Here is an 18544-nt window from a genome sequence, read left to right on the forward strand (position 1 = left end):
TGATTTATATTTTAGTAATAAGGAGAGATATTAAATATCTCTCCTAAATTAATTATAATAATTCTTTATTTTTTCTTTTTAAGAAATACTCTACCAATAGCTGCTAAAGCTCCTGAAAGTCCTATTAACCCTATAGCTCCTAAATCCCCAGTTTGTGGAAGAGATCCATTTGGCTTATTTGGCTTATTTGGCTTATTTGGCTTATTTGGCTTTACTTCAACCGAATCATCATCTGAATCATCATCTGAATCACCATCTGATCCTCCATTTGAATCATCATCTGAATCATCTTTTTCTATTTTTTCTAATGTTAAATCTATTTCCTCTTCATCAAATGCTGCCTCAATAGTTATTTCATATACCTCCTCATGAGCTTCATATGACTCTAGGTTTCCTGTATATCTTACAGTATACGTACCTGGATCAAGTTTAGCTAAAACTTCTCCTACTTCAGTTGTCTCAATTGTTTCAATAACAACATCACCATTTAAAATTTCAAACTTTGCTCCCTTTACAGCTTCATCATTATTATCTTTAACATTTATTTGTAACTTACCTTTTGATTCAGCTTCTCTATCTTCATTGTATACTACCTTGAATTTAGGAGTAGCTTTCATTCCTGCCCTCTTAACTTCAAGTATTATTTCTCCACCATTTGAATCTAATAATAATGGTTTTAATACTGTTGAATTTTCTTCGTCACTTACAGGTACACTTACCTTACTTGGGAATTCATCATCTATGCTATCATAGTAATTTACAATATCACCTGGTTGTAAATCAGCAATTTCTAATGTTGCATAATACTTTCCTTGTAATATTTCTCTTGGATTAACTTTATATTCAGAGATAGTAAACTCACCTGGTATTTTAGCTACATCCCATGCTTCATTATCATAAGAAACGCTTAACTTAATACTTGGTTGCTTTCCTTCTTCTTTTACAGCAAAGTAAATTCTTCCTTCTTCAGTACCGAAGTCTAAATTCATAAACCTAACTTCTCCAGTTTCTCCTGCTATAGTACTTGCAAAAGCTTCTGTATCATCTATATTCTTATATAATAATACTTCATATCCTGCTGGAACCTCTTGGAATAATACTTCATCAGTTGCACCTTCATTATTTGTTGCCTTTACTGTATGCATTGGTATATTCTCTGTAGTAGGTTCATATGTGTCCTCAAATAGTTGGAATTCATATATTCTAATAGCCTTCCAAGGAGTAATTCCTGGATGATCTATATATAATCTAAATATTTGTCCAGTTACAGGTTCTGCTAAGTTTCTATCAACTATTCCCTCTTCATTCTCTGTTACTACATCCACGTCAACAAATTCTTCACCTTTTAATACTTGCAATCTAAAGTCTTTAGTATTTGTATCTTTAGCTTCTCCACCAGCTTCTCCATGCATAGTAACCCATCTTTGGATAGTCTTTTCTTCACCTAAATCTACTTCTAACCATCCACCATACATTCCTGAAGTTGTACACCATTTACTATTATTTTCAACAGTTCCATCTACCGCCTTTATTGCTGGTTCTCCTGAGTTTTCAGAGCTTGCTTTAACTGGTTTATTTAATGCAAGATTTACTGGAGATATTTCATCTGGAACTTCTGTATCATTAGCATCCATATTCCATTTGAATTTTAATGTTTGAGCTTCCCCTCTATTAAAGTTTTTATCAACTGCTACAACTTCAAAGTTGAAAGAAGATTCATTACCATATCTCTTAAATGGTGATATATAATAAGAATCATTATAAGTAGCACCTATAAATTCTCTACTTCCATCTGGTTTTACTCTGTATACTTCGTAATAATCTGCTCCAGCTACATCTTCCCAATAAATTCTTGCTTCTGCTTTTTGTGCATTATGGAATAATTGATCATCTAAAGTAATCTTTCTTGTTGCTGGTAATTTAGTGTTTTTACTTGATTCTTCTATAGAAATATTTCCTATATTTATTTTAAAATCAGCAACATCTTCTTCACTATCAAATTTTAATGATATTGCAGATATTGTTTTTCCAACATATTCATTTAATGGTATAGTAACTGTGTTCCACTCATTTGCTGTACCATCAGCTACATCTAAGAATACAAAGTTTGATTCATCATAGCTATCTCCAATACATAATCCAACTTGCATATTATTCTTATCTGAAGGAGTTTTATAAGTTATAGATAATTCTGTTGAAGCATCTGTAACATTTAAGCTAGTGCTATATAACTTAATATGATTTGGATTAGCAGCTTCTAAATTTCCTTTAACTACTAGTGAACTTCCACCATTATATGCATCAGTTCTATCAAAATCTGGAGTTAATTTAGAACCATTAGATTCTACTATCCATCTCCAAGTTGGTAAATAATCTTGTATTGCTCTATTATTCCATTCTTTATCTCTTGATAATTCACCGTCAATATAATATGCTTGTCCATGTCCTAAGTTAAAGTTAGTTACAAATGGTAATGTATTTATAGCTGATCTATCTGCAACATAGTTTGCAAGTCCTACCCACTTATCTTCTGTGTTAGAGCTTGAAGGATCTCCTGAACCACCAACCCAGAACTTTTGATCATGTTTATAGAAGTCTTCTATATCTTTAGCCATTGAGAAAGTTGAGTTTGGACAATACATTGCTAATGAAAGCTTTAATTTTCCTTCTTCATCCAATAAGTGTTCTACTGGGAATTTATCATTATATGCATTTTGTTGAACTTCAACCCCTGCAAATACATCATATTGACTTCTTCCTGCTTCATTTGCAGTTTTTATACTCATATCAACCTTACTTAACTCTGGGAATGATGATGACTCTCTGTCCCAGTTATAATTTAAGAAAAATTCATCAGTTACAGTTTTTCCATCTTTTTGGAAGAATCCAACATTTAAAGGATTAAGTGAATCTTGGTACTTAACAGGACCTTCTGTAGTCATAGAATCATACCATCCAATTCTTATACTTGGTTCTTTTTCATGCATATATGTGAAGAATTCAACCATTAAATCAGCTTCTTCCTTACCACAACCATAACTTTCTTGGTTTATAAACCATCCATCAAAGCCATAGAATTTTGCCATTTCAATCATTTTATCAGCAACCGGAAAGCTTCCATCTTCATTTTTAACTAAAAATTCTTTTATTTGTTCTACATAGGCATTATCTCCATTTGGACTTGGTCCCCATGGGAATCCAACAGTTCCCAATACTGGAACACCATTTTTATGGCCTGCATCAATTACATCTGCTGTAGGTAAAACAAATATTCCTCTGCTTGAACCTCCCCAGTAAACATAAGAATCAATATATTGCCAATATGAGAATACATATGCATTTTCTGTATCCCCACCTTGAGATGGTGCATTATCAGTTTGAGGATTTGTTAAAGCACAATTCATTATTTTAGCATTTGGATTTGCATTTGCATTAACTACAGGTCCAGTAAATCTATCTTGTAGCTTAATAGTTGCTCTATTATATCTTGCAGCTGTATCACTTTCTGGACTCCAGTCTAATAAACTTTGAATATTATAAGCATTTCCTGTAGGTTGTAGTGAATTTGAAACACTGTAATTTTCTACTATAGCTGCTCTCTCTAAAGCAGTAGCTCCAACACTAGAAGAATACCCTGATATCATTGTAGTTCCAATAGCAATAGCTATTGCACAAGATGCTACCTTTTGTAAATGTCTTCTTTTTCTAATACTTCTTTTTGCCATTTTTCTTCCCCCTAATTTATACCATAATCTAATCTATTGTTATTTGATCGACAAACATAAATGCTGGTCCTTCTCCAGCCATTATGCTCCATTTAGGACAATCACCTTCGCCTTTAGCAAAAACTCTTAAATAACGGAATGACTCATTACTATTAACTTTAATATTTTTAACTTCAACTTCTCTTCTCGGAACAGATTGTAATTCCTTAACTTCCCCCAAAGGCTTATAATCTAATCCATTTTTAGATATTTCAAAAGTAATGTACTGTGGAAAATATATCCAAGCTCTAGTATCTTGAAGAAATCCAATCATAATATTTTTTATTTCTTTTATTTCTCCTAAATCAACTACTACATCTAAATCCTCTGTATATCCTAACCAAGAACCATCAGTATAATCTTTAGTTCCTTTTTTACCATCAATAAGATCATAAACACCATTTTTATTATACTTTTTTACTTTTGTTGGATTAGTAAAGCCCTTTATATCCTTTATTGGTTCTGATGCAAATATTTCAACCTCTATAGTCTCACTTGGTTTATAGCCTTCTTTAATTGCAACTGCCTTAACTATACAAGTATCATTTATAATAATAGGTTTATCATAAATAAATGATTTTTCATTTGGTTCACTTCCATCTAATGTATAATAAATATTGCTATCTATATTTGGATTTTTTATTTCTATTTTTTCATTAATAGGTCGTTGAGATAAAATAGCCTTTCTATTAACAATAGGCTTAAATGCTCTTGGTTTAACTTTTGATTCTGAAACAATTTGTTTATATTTAGGAATAAAATTATCTATAGATTCTTTATTTGCTAAATATGATTTTTGGAAAAAGTCACACTTTATATATTCATCTATGTTATTAGTACATATTTCAATGAAATCTTTTTCAGGAAGAATTGAAACACTTCCATCCTCATTCTTTTTAAATATTCCGTGATTTAACTTTAATAAATATGAAAAATCATTATGAGAACATATTATTTTTTTATCCTCTAATTTCATTAATACCGGCATCATATTTATGTTAATCTCCCACTTAACACTAGATACGTTATTATACTTAACCTTAATATTATCCTCTTCACATATAATATCAAAGGCTTCACCTTCAACTTTGCAACTTAATTTATATGTTGCATCATCAATAGCCTTAAAGAATAAATTTTCACACTTTAAAAATTCACTACTTTCATCTTTATTTATTTTTCTAAAATCTATTGATGCTCTTTTAAATTCATTACTCCAATAATGTGAATTTAAAATAGGTAATGCATCAAAAATACTTTCACTTTCCTCTAAAGTATTCTCATAATATCTTGATTTATATCTTTCATCAAATAAATGTACATCTCTAATAGATAATATATCTTCTTCCAATAAAAAACTTATTCTGTAAAATCTACTATTGTACCATAGGGTTTTGAGATTATTTTTCTCATTCCAATCTTTCGAAGCAATAAATGTAGTTGGCGGAGTTAGCTTGTATCTATTTTCAAACCAAGTACTAGACTCCTCTAAAGTTTCAACTCTTATCACTTTTTCCTTCTCTAATTTCGAAATAATTTCAACTTGTTTTTCATATCCCTTGTACATTGTATTCCATAAAAATGTATTCTCTTGTCCAGTTTGTGCATATGAGAAACCTAAATTGTCTTCATTAGTTAACCTATCAAAATACCATTCTATCCATTTTTCATTTTTCCCTATAACAGATGCTGGCTCTAATGTATATACCTCACTAACATCTTTCCTTAATCCATCTTCAAAAGCATAAATTGGATCAGGTCCTAACATTCGAAAAATAGGCAATTTAACTTGCATATCTTCACATTGTGCTGGAATATATTCATTAATCTTACTTGGATAATATCCTTGATTATAATACCCTCCCCATAATGTAAATCCATCAGTTCCTATTTGATCTCTACATAAAACCGCACCAATTACTCCATATTTTTCTTTCATGTATTTCAGCGTAACTATATCTACTACCCATGAGCCAACAGTTTTAGGATAATAACCAAATATACTCTTAAAATCTTTCATATAGACATCTACCATTTTTATTCTATCTTCTGGTGAATATCCTAATGAATATCCTATATTTACATGATCATCTACTGGAGTTTTTCCTTTCCATAACACATTAGCTTTCTCAGCCAATTGCTTATCTATCTCCCACCAAACTGCAACCTCATCATATTCATCAACATTTTCTTTAATCAACTTATTAAAACGTTCATCTATTAGAGCATCATATTTTAGTGCATATGTAGCCGGCAAATGATATTGTTTTAACAGTTCTATTTGATAAAGTACTGTTTCAAAATCATCTTGAACAAATTCACCACTTGGATAAACTGTTTTTCTTATAAAATTATAGATATTGATAATAGTTGGCGATTTAACTTTTAAATTATCTTTTCTTTTAATTTTCTCTTCAAACTTCATAAATTTATACCATCATTACTTCTATAATATTCTTAAAATATATTTTTAAGTTAACCTATAAAACTCCTCCTATTTCTTGCCCCCTTTGTATATGTTTACATATTTATTATAAATGCTTGTTATTTCCATATATAGTGAATTTTTTATATATTTGTTGTACTTTTTTCACATTAATTCCATATTAATATTTAACTAATTATTTATTTAATTTTACTAACAAAAAATTAAATTATATAATGCTCCAATAAGATTTGAATCATTACCAAACTTACATTTTTCTACAGTTATATCTAATGTTGCAATTTCATCCTTCATTAATTTTAATTCTTCATTTATTCCTTCAATGAATTCATCCCTTGCTGATATTCCTCCTCCAATTAATATTTTATCTGGATCTAATATATACTGAATGTTATATATACCTTTTGCTATACGCTTATACCATTCCTTAACCTCTCTTTTAACTTGCTCATCATTTTTCTGCATTTCAAAAACTATATTACCATTTAACTCATCTACAGGTATATTTTTCACTTCTGCAATTCTTCTAACTATAGAGCCTGTTGATGCTATCCAACTCCAGAAAGGCCCTAAATTTTCATTACTATCTGTAGTTAACATATATCCAAATTCACCAGCATGAGAATTCCTTCCCCTAAAAATTCTTTTATTTATCACTATAGCTCCACCAATTCCCGTACCAAACACTACACTTGCAAAACTATCTACATCTTTCCCTGAACCTATCCAACATTCTGCTAATGCTGAACAATTAGCATCATTCTCAATTGCTGTAACTAATCCAGTTGCTTCTTCTAATAATTTTTTAATATTAGGTCCATGTATACATGCTACAGCACTTCCACCTCCAATAAATCCGCTCTTTGGATCTACGGCACCTGGAAAACTACAAGCTAAACCCTTTATCTCATATTTCTCTTTATATTTACAAACAACTTCCTTTATATCAGCTATTAATTCATTAATATCATTTCCTCTTGTACTTATGCTACCCCTTTCCAAGATTACTCCATTACCTTCTATTAATCCATATTTTATAGATGTACCACCAACATCAATAGCTACATACTTTTCCATAAAACTCTCTCCTCACTTAACTTAATTTATAGTAAAAAGGATATGCAATTATAATTTGCATACCCTTTTAAATTATTATTTTAATTTTACTTTTAATGTTAATATTTCAAATGGCTTCATTTCAAATGATACTTTGTTGCCATCTTTGCTTAACTCTGAAATATCAGTTTCCATTAAATTACACTCTTTAACTGATTCAATCTCACTAATCATTTCTAAAGTAACATTAGTTCTCATATTATGACATTCATACATTCTTATTACTAATTCATCAGAATCTTCAGCCTTTTTAATAACTTCTATAATTACATTATCTTTATCTACCTTTACAAGTGAAGACTTGCTTTCTAAACTACCCTCATGAGCTTCTTCTACTTTAGAATATAGAGGAACATTTAAATTGTATGCCATTTTAACAGTTCCTGCATCTTTATAATCTCCAGTATGAGGATAAATTGAATATATGAAGTTATGCACTTCCTGATCACTTGTAGTATTAGGTAAAATTCCACTCTTTAATAAAGTTAATCGCATTACTCCATCTAAAATATCATGGCCATACTTACTATTATTCATAAGTGAAACTCCATAGTTTCCTTCTGATAAATCAACCCACTTATGTCCGCAAACTTCAAATCTAGCTTCATCCCAGCTAGTATTTCTATGAGTTGGTCTTTTTACATTACCATATTGAATTTCATAAGTTGCTTCATTTGAGTTAATATCAACTGGGAATGCAGCTTTAAGTAATACTTGTGACTCTTTCCAGTCTATATTTGTATCAAAATCAATTCTTGGAATATCATTATAAATATACACCTTTTGAATTATTGTTGAGTCTTGGAACTTTCTCTTTATTTCTAAAGTACTTCTAACATTTCCTCTTTCAATTACTTCAATATGCTGAACATCATTTACTAACCACATTTTTTCATCATAATAGATATCGATATCCCAGTTATCATAATCCATTGGTTTATCTTCAAAGGCTTGTAAAACATTTGCTGTTTGTCCTTCTTTTAATACTTCTCTATTTGATTTCTTATCAATTATAGAAGTTATATTTCCTTCTTCGTTAATTTTAATATCAAAGAATTTGTTTTCAATATAATTTTTCTCAATAGTTAAATTAGTACTTGATGATTTAGTAGCTTCAATTATCTCAAAAGCTTTGTGTCCATTTGCTGGAATTCCTTTAGCAAAGAATATTGCTTTTCCATCATCAATTAATTGACATTCAATTTCTTCATTTCCATCTAAAACAGCTGGCATATTAATATCACTTGGAACTTCAAATTCAACAATATCATCTCTATCAAAGCCTAAAGTATTAAATACAACTACTGATTTATTCTTTAAACTAATATTTTCTGCAATGTAATTAATTCCATCTGCAAGCATTTCTTTTCCTGAACCTATAATTCTCTTATAATCTTCATCTGTAACATCATATACTTTTTTAATAGATGTTCCTGGTAAAATATCATGGAATTGATTTAATAAAATATTTTCCCAATTTTTATTTATATTTTCTGCTGGATACTCTTTTCCTAATAGCATTGCTAATGAATTAACCTTTTCAGTTGACTCATAAAGCTGCTCACTTATTCTATTGTCTCTCTTATTTCTTGCCATTGAAGTATAAGTTCCTCTATGATATTCAAGGTATAATTCCCCAACCCATCTAGGTAATCTCTTATTTCCTTCAACTTTCTTTTCTAATTTTTTAAAGTAATCTAATGAATTTCCAAGCTTAACCTTAGGCATTCCTGGTATTCCTTTTGCCATTCTTCTACCTGTTTCTAGCATTTCATAACTTACTCCGCCACCACCGTCTCCGTAGCCATAGCAAACTAATACATCATCATTAATTTCTTTTTGTTGATATCTATCCCATGCACCTTTAATAGATCCTGGATGTAAAATTCCATTATATGTTGTAAAGTGACATTTTTTATCTTGATTTGGATCAGTTGTAGTTATAAAATGTGTTAGAATCTCTGTTCCATCTATTCCTTTCCACATGAAAGTATCATAAGGCATTTTGTTAAATTGATTCCATGCAATCTTTGTAGTCATGAAGTAATTAACATTTGACTTCTTTAATATTTGTGGAAGTGCTGCTGAATATCCAAATACATCTGGTAACCATAAAACTTCATTTTCAACATTAAACTCTTCTTTAAAGAATCTCTTTCCATGAAGAATTTGTCTTATTAGTGATTCACCTGAAGTTACATTACAATCTGCTTCAAGCCACATTGCTCCTTCTGGTTCCCAAACACCTTCCTTAACTTTTTCCTTTATTTTTTCATATATATCAGGATAATCCTCTTTTATAAATTTATATAATTGAGGTTGTGAAGACATAAATATATATTCTGGATATTGATCCATTAACTTAAGAACAGTAGAAAAACTTCTTCCAACTTTTTCTCTTGTTTGTGCTACAGTCCACCACCAAGCTACATCTATATGAGTATGTCCTACACAAGTAGCTACATAATCTTCATGTCCGCATAACTTTTCATAAAATTCAACTTCTAAGAATTCATTTGCTTTTTTTATACTTTCATTATACTCCTTTGAAAATACTTTTCTTAAATCTAATAAATTTATAGCATCATTTAATACTAAAAGCATATCTATTCTTTTTTTATCATCTTCATCTATTTTTTCACAGCTCCATACTGGTACTTGTAAATTAAAATATAAGTCTCTTGCTGCTAAATCTATAGTTACTAAGCTTGCATTTAAAGTAAGTCTCTTATCCCAAGTTCTACCTGTATAAGAATGTAAATCTATCTCATATACTTCTCCTGCTTTTGCATTATTAGTTAAAATAACTTCTCTATGATTTATATCTAATCCTTGTATATGCTCACCATTAACATAAAGAATAAATTGTGGATTAACAGCATCCCAGCCCTCTTCAAAAGCATATATATCTAAAGCTAAAACTTGTCCTTCAAACTCTTGTGGTACTGTTACTGAAGTTCTAAACCAAAAATGTTTATCATCAGTTCCTCCCCAATTATCTTTATCAGAATTAAAATTTATCCATTCACTAGTGTCACTATTTATTGCTTCTATTCCTAAAAAATTTCCTTCCTTATATTGAAAATTTTTTATTTCTAATTTGTTAGTATATACATTTTCCTTAATGTCTGTTGCTATTTTTCTAACTCTTTCTAATATATAACGCATAATTCTCATCCTTTATTAAAAATAATATTTTTATAAGATTTATATTTAAATCTTTCTTTGAGTTAAGAATACCATACTGAATATTTTCTTTATAGTTGACAAATTTTATATTTATTGAACTTTTTTCACTTTTGTAATTGTTTACTTATTTTTTTAAAGCTACTTACAGTTTTCGTATTAATAACTTCCTCTAACTTTTATACATTTAGTATAATCAATAAAAAAGAGCCCTTCAAAATAACTTATATTAAGTTTCTTTTGAAGAGCTCATATTTACAAGATTATATTAGTTTTCAGCTTTCCATGCATCAATTTGAGTTTGCATTTCATCAATAACTTTTTGTAATCCTTGTTCTTTTAATTTTGTATTCATTTTATCTAAATATTCATCAATATCAACAGAACCACTATATAATGCGAACTTAAATTCACTTAAAACATTACTAATAGCAGCTAATTCATTAGTAACATTTGATATATCAAATTTAAATCCTAAAGCTTCTGAAGCTATAGATTCATCATTGAATTTTTGGAAGTCATCCCATTTAGTTTCTGGTTCTCCTTCAAGAACGTAGTTAATGAATAAGTTACCAAAAGCAAAGTGAGCAACATCGTAATCTGCATGCTTTTCTGTATATTTGATTGTCTTATCTCCTACTTTTTCGTAATGAACACCTTCGATTCCATAAACAACTAAGTTCTTTAAGTATTCATCAGTATTTAATAAGTTTAAGAATTCAATAGCTTTTTCTTTATTCTTAGAGTTTGCAGAAACAGCCATCATTGAACCAGTAGTTGAACCATTTGTGATATATGCATCAGTAACATTTGAAGTAACAACTTCATATTTTAAGTTTTCAGACCATAATCTATCAGCATAAGGTTGTCCATCAGCTTTATCTACAAATCTTTTAACTGATTCATCACCATCAGTTGTAGCAGCATCACCATTTATATATCCTAATTCAAAGAATCTTCTCATAATTTCAAGTTGACTCTTAAGGAAATCAGTTTCATATAAGTTTTTAACTGTTAATGATTCATCATCAAAAGCAACCCCAACTGGTTCTACGATTTCATCAAATAATTGTGGTGTACGTGTTCCTTTAGCTATATAAAGTGGAACTACATCTGGTTCGTTTTCCTTTATAAGCTTTAACCATGGTTCTAAATCTTCTAATGAGTGTATATCTTCATATGGAATGTTATATTTATCTACATATTCCTTAGTAAATCTCCACATTGGTGCAGCTGCAATTTCCTTTTGAGTAGGAACTGCATAAATTTTACCATCTATTTCAGCACCATCCCAGAATCTTTTATCAACAGCTTCATATGTTTCTTTTAAAGTTGTATCTAAATATTCACTTAAATCTAAGAATGCACCCTTTCTTGCATTTCCAATATAATCACCTGCCCAAGAACAAGTAAATGCTATATCATAATCTTCTCCTGAATTAATAACCATAGATATTTTTTGGCTGTAATCCCCAAATCCTGAGAATTTCATATTAACTGTTGCATTCATTTTTTCAAGTAAATATTCATTTATTTTTGCTTGAACATCTGTTAAATCGTTTGGCTCATTTCCTATACAATACCAAACTAATTCTGTAGGCTTCTCATCCTTTCCACCTGATGTAGCTGTACTACTATTTCCTGAATTACTTCCACATCCAACTAGCATAGTTGAGACAGTTGCTACACATGTAGCTAATGATACTATTTTTTTAAATTTCATATGTTTTTCCTCCCCCATATTTCTCAACACTTTTTATATTCTTTACAACATCTCTTTGATATTGTTTACATTTTTATTATAACTTGCTTCACAGGATTTTCATATTGTATATTTTCTATATTTAGTTGATAAATTCTATACGTTATTTGAATATTTTCACCTTATAAGTTTTTTATTAAATTTGATATTTATTAAATTCCTATAATATGTTGTTCACCTTGATTTAAACCATTAAGCTCTAATAATAAGAACTATATTATGATTGAAAAACTTATCATTTCTCCTCCAGTCATATGATCACAATATTTCAATAAAGTTGAGATAACCATACTTAAAGATAACTATACTCTCAGTTCCGTGAGCACTCTTTTACCACACTTCTGGAATATAACTAATATACATGTAGTCTCTCATATTATACAATAGATTCATGCTTTCAACTATAATAGTAGGAACTTAAAATTCAAATAACCTCTTTCCAATACTACATGTATCTAATTCATCTTTTTATCTACTTTTATGAATATCTCCAATATTAATTTTCTTTAATATATAAGTTCATAATTTTGTTAACTAAAAATAGCAAAGGATGCTGTATTTTATACAACATCCTTTGCTATTTTTAATAATATCTATATATTATTATTTTAATTGTACTTTAAATGTTTTTATTTCATAAGGTTTTATAATAAAACTAAACTCCTTATTATTACTTACCAATTTCTTTTCGTTGTTTTCTAACATATCACATTCATATACCTACTCTAATTCTCTCATAAATTCTAATTTACAATTTGTACGTTTATTTTCAAATTCGTATAGCCTAATTATAGTTTCATTACTATCTTCAGCTTTTTTAATAACTTCAATAATTACATTTTCTTTATCTACATTTACAAAGCTTACCTTTTTATCTAATACTCCACTATGTGACCCTTCAACTTTTGTAAATAACTCAGTATTTAATCCATATGCTAATTGTGTAGTTTTAGCTTCCTTCCAAATTCCTTCATGTACATATATAGAATAAGTAAATCTATGTTCCTCTTGATCTGCAACTGGATTTGGATCTGTTCCTGATTTAAGCATAGTTAATCTCATATTTCCATTTTTAATGTCATATCCATACTTACAATTATTTAACATTGATACACCAAAATCCCCCTCTGATATATCAACCCATTTATGACCAACAGATTCAAACTGTGCTAATTCCCACGATGTATTTTCATGTGTAGGCCTTGTTATATTGCCATATTGAATTTCATAAGTTGCCTCATTAGTGTGTATATCAACCGGAAAAGCTGTTTTTAATACAATATCATGTTCCTTCCAATCTATATAGGAATCAAAATCTATTCTAGGAATATCATTATAAATATAAATATTTTGTATTATTTTTGAGTTTAAGAATTTTCTTTCAACTCTTAAAGTACTTCTTACTAGACCTCTTTCAACAACATTTATACTTTGAATATCATCTACTATCCACATTTTCTCTTTATAGTATATATCAATATCCCAGTTATCAAAACACATAGGCTTACCTTCAAATGCCTGTATTTGATTTGCAATAGCACCTTCTTTTAATACTTCTCTATTTGTCTTTTTATCTATTATAGATTTAATTTGACCTTTAGAATCGAATCCTATTTTTATAAAATTATTTTCTCCTAGTTCTTTATTTAAAATAATAATATTATCTCTTAACTCTACTGTACTCTCAACTAATTCAAAGGTTTTATACCCATTAGCTGGTATATTTTCAGCGAAGAAAATAGCTTTATTCTTATCAATTTTTTGGCAAACAATTGATTTTCCATCTTCATCTATTAATCCTACATTATTTATATTTTTAGGAATTTCAAATGTAGCTATATCAGATCTTTCAAAGCCTAAAGAGTTAAAGACTACTACACTTTTCTTATCTAAGCTTATATTAGAAGATATATAATTAATACCATTATCAACTATCTCTTCTCCAGTTTTCAATAACTCCTTATATTCAACATCTGTAACATCATATACCTCTTTTATAGATGAACCTGGTATTATATCATGGAATTCATTTAATAATATCTTTTCCCATGAGTTTCTTATCTCATTTGCTGGATATCTTGCACCTTCTATCATTGCTATTTGCTCTTATTAAGCTTTCATCATATTCTTCAGATTTAGGTGTCCTAAAATCTATTAAATTTATAGAATCATTTAATACCCTAATCATATCTATTCTTTTTTTATCATCTTTATCAAGTTGCTTACATACATCTACTGGAACTTTTAAGTTGAAATATAATTTTCTACCTTCTTCATCTACTACTAATTTCCCACCTAATGTTACTTTTCTATCAAAGACTCTACCTGCATATGCATGTAAATCTATTTCATATTTAGTACCTGGAACTGCATCATGAGTTAATATAAATTCTTGATGATTTACATCCAATCCTTGAAGCTTTTCTCCATTTACAAATAATATAAATTGTGGATTAGTAACATTGTCCCAATTTTCTGCATAAGTATAAAAAATATATATTTTTATCTATTTCTCTACATATTTTTTCTAGTCTCTCTAATAAGTAATGCATATTACACCTCTTAAACAACTTTTTTTATTATAAAACTTCTATAAAGTAATATTTATTATTCCTTAACTGCTCCAATTGTTAATCCACTTACAAAGTATCTTTGGAAGAAAGGATAAGTTATTATAATTGGTAATGTTGAAATAACAACTATAGCCATTTTAGAAGTTTCTTTTGGCAATGTTGCAGCAATAGATGTTGTATTTGATCCTAATGCAGATGCGTTAGTAGCTAAGAATTCTACTGATTTTTCAATTCTTATAAGAATATACTGTAATGGCATTAATGCACCTTCATCTATATATAACATTGCATTAAACCAGTCATTCCAATATCCTAATGCTAAGAATAATGAAATTGTTGCAATACCAGGTATTGAAATTGGTAATACAATTTTCAAGAATGTTCTCCACTCAGATGCTCCATCTATTTTAGCTGATTCTAGTATAGCTTCAGGAACTGAAGTTTTAAAGAATGTTCTTAAAATAATTATATTAAAGGAACTAACACATATCGGTAATATAAGAGCTAATAAACTATTTTTTAACCCTAAGAATTTTGTTATAACTAAGTAACTTGAAACCATACCACCTGAGAATAACATAGGAATAAATATTAGCTTTGTGAAAAAGCCTCTATATGCAAAACTTCTTCTAGATATTGCATAAGCAAACATTGCCATTACTAAAACCCCAAGTACTGTTCCTGTTACTGTAACAAAAATTGTAATACCATATGAATTTATTATAGAAGCACTTGATGAAAAGATATATTCATAAGCTTCAAAACTCCACTCTTTTGGTAAAAATGAATAACCATTTGTTTTTATATAATCTTCACTTGTAAATGATATTATCAAAACAAATATAAATGGTATAATACATGCTGCAGATATAAGCGCAAATATTATATTTAATATAAAGTTTGTTGGTTTTGAAACTCTATTAAATCTACTAACTGTGTCTTCTTGTTCTTCTTTTTTTGATTTTCTCCTATCTGACATTTTACTTTTTAATGCTTTTACCTTACTTTCCTTTTGTTGTTCTATCTTAATTGATTCCATTAATCTCACCACCTATATTTTTTAGAAAAATGCGTTTTCATTATCTACTTTTCTTACAATTCCATTAGTAACTAATATTAAAACTAATCCCACCACAGATTGATATAAACCTGCTGCTGTACTCATTCCAATATTTCCAAGATTCATAAGTGCTCTATAAACATAAGTATCAATAACATTTGTTACGGAATATAATGCTCCTGAATCCTTAGGTAATTGATAGAATAGTCCAAAGTCTGATTTGAATGCACCACCTACAGCTGTAATAAACATTATTATTAAAACTGGCTTTAATAATGGTATTGTTATATTTTTAATTTGTTGCCATTTCGTAGCTCCATCAATCATTGCTGCTTCATAATATGATTTATCTATTCCGCATATAGATGCTAAATATATTACTGTTCCATATCCTATTGATTTCCATTGACTCATAAATACAAGTATAAATGGCCAAACTTTTGTTTCTGTATACCAAGATACACCTTCCTGACCAAAAGAAGCTAGTAAATTGTTTACATAACCTTGCGTTGGACTTAAGAATGCATATAAGCAATAACTTACAACAACCCAAGATAAGAAATATGGTAAAAACATTGCTGTTTGATAAAATTTAGATAACCTCTTATTAAAAAGCTCTCTAAGTAATATTGCTAATGAAACTGGAATTACTATTCCTAGTATTATAAAAGTAATATTATATAAAACTGTATTTTTAGTAATTAACCAAGCATCACTACTTTGAAATAAGAATTTAAAATTAGCTAATCCAACCCATTCACTATTAAATAAACTTTCTATAAACCCGCCTTGAATTCTCCAATTCTTAAATGCTATTACAACCCCTACCATAGGTAGATATGCAAATATTAGGAACCAAATCGTTCCTGGAATAGTTAATCCTAAAAGTTCTCTATTCTCCTTTAATGTTTTCCATTTGCTCTTTTTTATAACAAACTCTGAGCCTTTTGCTTTTTTCATATAAATTCCTCCCCTTTTTTGTAATCGTTTATCTAAATAAAATATACCATATTTACCTATTATGCTTATAGTTGAATAAATTTAGATTTAGTGTACAAATTGAAAAAAAACACAGATAGCATACAATTTATTAATATCGTATACTATCTGTATCTAATTTTTTAATAATTTTTAAACTCTCTTAACGTTGCTGGAGATACTCCATAAAAATTTTTAAACTTTCTATAGAAATAGCTTGTATCTAAGTAGCCTACCTCTTTTGCTATATCATTTATCTTCATATTTGTATTTAAAATTAAATCTTTAGCCTTCATATTTTTTACTTTATTTAAATACTCTGAAAATGAATATCCAACTTCTTTTGCAAATAATTGTCCTAAATAAGAGCTATTTATCTTATATTTTTGAGATAAAGTTTTCAAACTTAATTCTTCGTAGTAATTTTTATTAATATAATTTACTACTTGTTGAATTATCGGAGTATATTTAACAGAATTATTTTTCATCATATTTGATAAATCAATAATTTGCTTATCTATATATGTAATAATGTCAGAAATACTGCTAGCATTATAAATATTAATTATTGTATTACTTATACTTTCCTCTTTAATTTCCTTATCAATTTTAAAATCATCTGCAATTTTATCAGCTAATAATATAGTTTTTATTGCTAAATCATAAATTTCTTGTGGAGAAAAAGTATTACTTCTAAATAATTCATCAATATAAGATCTTACATCATCAGTGTTTTTTTCTATTATAATTTTATTTAGTATTTCTAACTCTTTATTCAAATTAAAACTTGCACCTGATATATTATCTATATCATTGCTATATAAACATTTATTATATCCATCTGTTATTATATTTTTCTTTACATTATTTGATATATTGTAACTCTTTTGTAAGTCATTTATATTGTATACACTATCTCCTACAGCAATAAAGGTTTCTCCAATATTATCTATTAATAAGCCTAATATTTTTCCATAATACTTTCGTATCTCTTCTATGTTAATATTATTTTCCCATGAATTAATTAATATAATATCTCCATTAAATCTATACAATATTTCATAACCTTCATATGTATTTGCATTAATTAGTTCATTAATATCAGATTTTCTTCTATGATTCTTTTTATTAAATAATATATTAGTTACTGTATAACATTTATCTTTTAATTCTATATTTATAATATCAGTTATTTCCTCTAAGATTTCTTTATCAGCATTTCCATTTAATATTTTCATAAATGTATTATTTTTTTCTAACAATTTATTTTCTTTTTCTTTATTAGCAGCTATTTTTTTATTAATATCTATTAATGCTTCCTCTAATTCTTCTTCATTTATAGGTTTTAATATATAATTTTCTATCCCATACTTCATTGCTGTTTTGGCATAAGAAAAATCATCGTATCCACTTAATACAATAAATTTTACTTTTTTATTTTTCTCTTTAATCCTTTTAATAAGCTCCAATCCATTTATAACAGGCATATTAATATCTGTAATTATTATATCTACAGGCTCTTCATCATACTTTTCTAATGCTTCTTTTCCATTTTGAGCCATGTGCGTAATCTTTAATCCAAGTTTATCCCAATCTACTATATTTAATACTCCTTGTAAAATTAACTTTTCATCATCAACTAACATAACCTTATACATT

9 protein-coding genes and 1 pseudogene are annotated in these 18544 nt (G+C 28.3%); all 10 read right to left on the reverse strand.

Annotation, left to right across the window (positions count from 1 at the left end; translation table 11 throughout):
• Positions 1-65: 65 nt before the first annotated feature.
• Positions 66-3725 carry an endo-beta-N-acetylglucosaminidase gene (locus HCG76_RS12745; protein ID WP_221700782.1) on the reverse strand — a complete coding sequence of 1220 codons (3660 nt, stop codon included), beginning with the start codon at positions 3723-3725 and terminating at the stop codon, positions 66-68.
• A 28-nt stretch (positions 3726-3753) separates the two neighbouring features.
• Positions 3754-6189 (reverse strand): FN3 associated domain-containing protein, encoded by a 2436-nt coding sequence (locus tag HCG76_RS12750; protein WP_221700783.1) that lies wholly within the window; start codon positions 6187-6189, stop codon positions 3754-3756.
• A gap of 213 nt (positions 6190-6402) precedes the next feature.
• The gene (locus HCG76_RS12755) at positions 6403-7287 is read right to left on the reverse strand and encodes an ROK family protein (RefSeq protein WP_221700784.1); all 885 of its coding nucleotides are present in this window, start codon (positions 7285-7287) and stop codon (positions 6403-6405) included.
• Between the two features lie 75 nt (positions 7288-7362).
• On the reverse strand, positions 7363-10494 hold the full coding sequence (locus HCG76_RS12760; protein ID WP_221700785.1) for an alpha-mannosidase: 3132 nt from the start codon (positions 10492-10494) through the stop codon (positions 7363-7365).
• Positions 10495-10780: 286 nt separating this feature from the next.
• A complete protein-coding gene (locus HCG76_RS12765; RefSeq protein ID WP_221700786.1) occupies positions 10781-12253 on the reverse strand; it encodes an ABC transporter substrate-binding protein in 1473 nt (490 codons plus the stop codon).
• 624 nt (positions 12254-12877) lie between these two features.
• Positions 12878-14368 (reverse strand): annotated as a pseudogene (locus tag HCG76_RS12770) (alpha-mannosidase).
• The gene (locus HCG76_RS19100; RefSeq protein ID WP_260458133.1) at positions 14337-14684 is read right to left on the reverse strand and encodes a hypothetical protein; all 348 of its coding nucleotides are present in this window, start codon (positions 14682-14684) and stop codon (positions 14337-14339) included. Before HCG76_RS19100 ends, HCG76_RS12770 begins: the two are co-directional and overlap by 32 nt.
• Before the next feature lie 197 nt (positions 14685-14881).
• Positions 14882-15886: a carbohydrate ABC transporter permease gene (locus HCG76_RS12775; protein WP_441303171.1), complete on the reverse strand. Its 1005-nt coding sequence runs from the start codon at positions 15884-15886 to the stop codon at positions 14882-14884.
• Between the two features lie 21 nt (positions 15887-15907).
• Positions 15908-16867, reverse strand: coding sequence for an ABC transporter permease (locus HCG76_RS12780; protein WP_221700787.1), 960 nt, complete (start codon positions 16865-16867; stop codon positions 15908-15910).
• Between the two features lie 161 nt (positions 16868-17028).
• Positions 17029-18543, reverse strand: coding sequence for a response regulator transcription factor (locus HCG76_RS12785; RefSeq protein ID WP_221700788.1), 1515 nt, complete (start codon positions 18541-18543; stop codon positions 17029-17031).
• Between the last annotated feature and the right edge of the window lies 1 nt (position 18544).

The sequence above is a fragment of the Clostridium sp. K13 genome (assembly GCF_019734195.1).
Lineage (GTDB): Bacteria > Bacillota > Clostridia > Clostridiales > Clostridiaceae > Clostridium.

What these genes read in the sequence shown, in the direction of transcription:
- HCG76_RS12765 (WP_221700786.1), bottom strand. Translation starts at nt 12,253, where the DNA reads ATGGGGGAGGAAAAACATATGAAATTTAAAAAAATAGTATCATTAGCT.
- HCG76_RS12745 (WP_221700782.1), bottom strand. Translation starts at nt 3,725, where the DNA reads ATGGCAAAAAGAAGTATTAGAAAAAGAAGACATTTACAAAAGGTAGCA.
- HCG76_RS12755 (WP_221700784.1), bottom strand. Translation starts at nt 7,287, where the DNA reads ATGGAAAAGTATGTAGCTATTGATGTTGGTGGTACATCTATAAAATAT.
- HCG76_RS12750 (WP_221700783.1), bottom strand. Translation starts at nt 6,189, where the DNA reads ATGAAGTTTGAAGAGAAAATTAAAAGAAAAGATAATTTAAAAGTTAAA.
- HCG76_RS12785 (WP_221700788.1), bottom strand. Translation starts at nt 18,543, where the DNA reads ATGTATAAGGTTATGTTAGTTGATGATGAAAAGTTAATTTTACAAGGA.
- HCG76_RS12775 (WP_441303171.1), bottom strand. Translation starts at nt 15,886, where the DNA reads ATGGAATCAATTAAGATAGAACAACAAAAGGAAAGTAAGGTAAAAGCA.
- HCG76_RS12760 (WP_221700785.1), bottom strand. Translation starts at nt 10,494, where the DNA reads ATGCGTTATATATTAGAAAGAGTTAGAAAAATAGCAACAGACATTAAG.
- HCG76_RS12780 (WP_221700787.1), bottom strand. Translation starts at nt 16,867, where the DNA reads ATGAAAAAAGCAAAAGGCTCAGAGTTTGTTATAAAAAAGAGCAAATGG.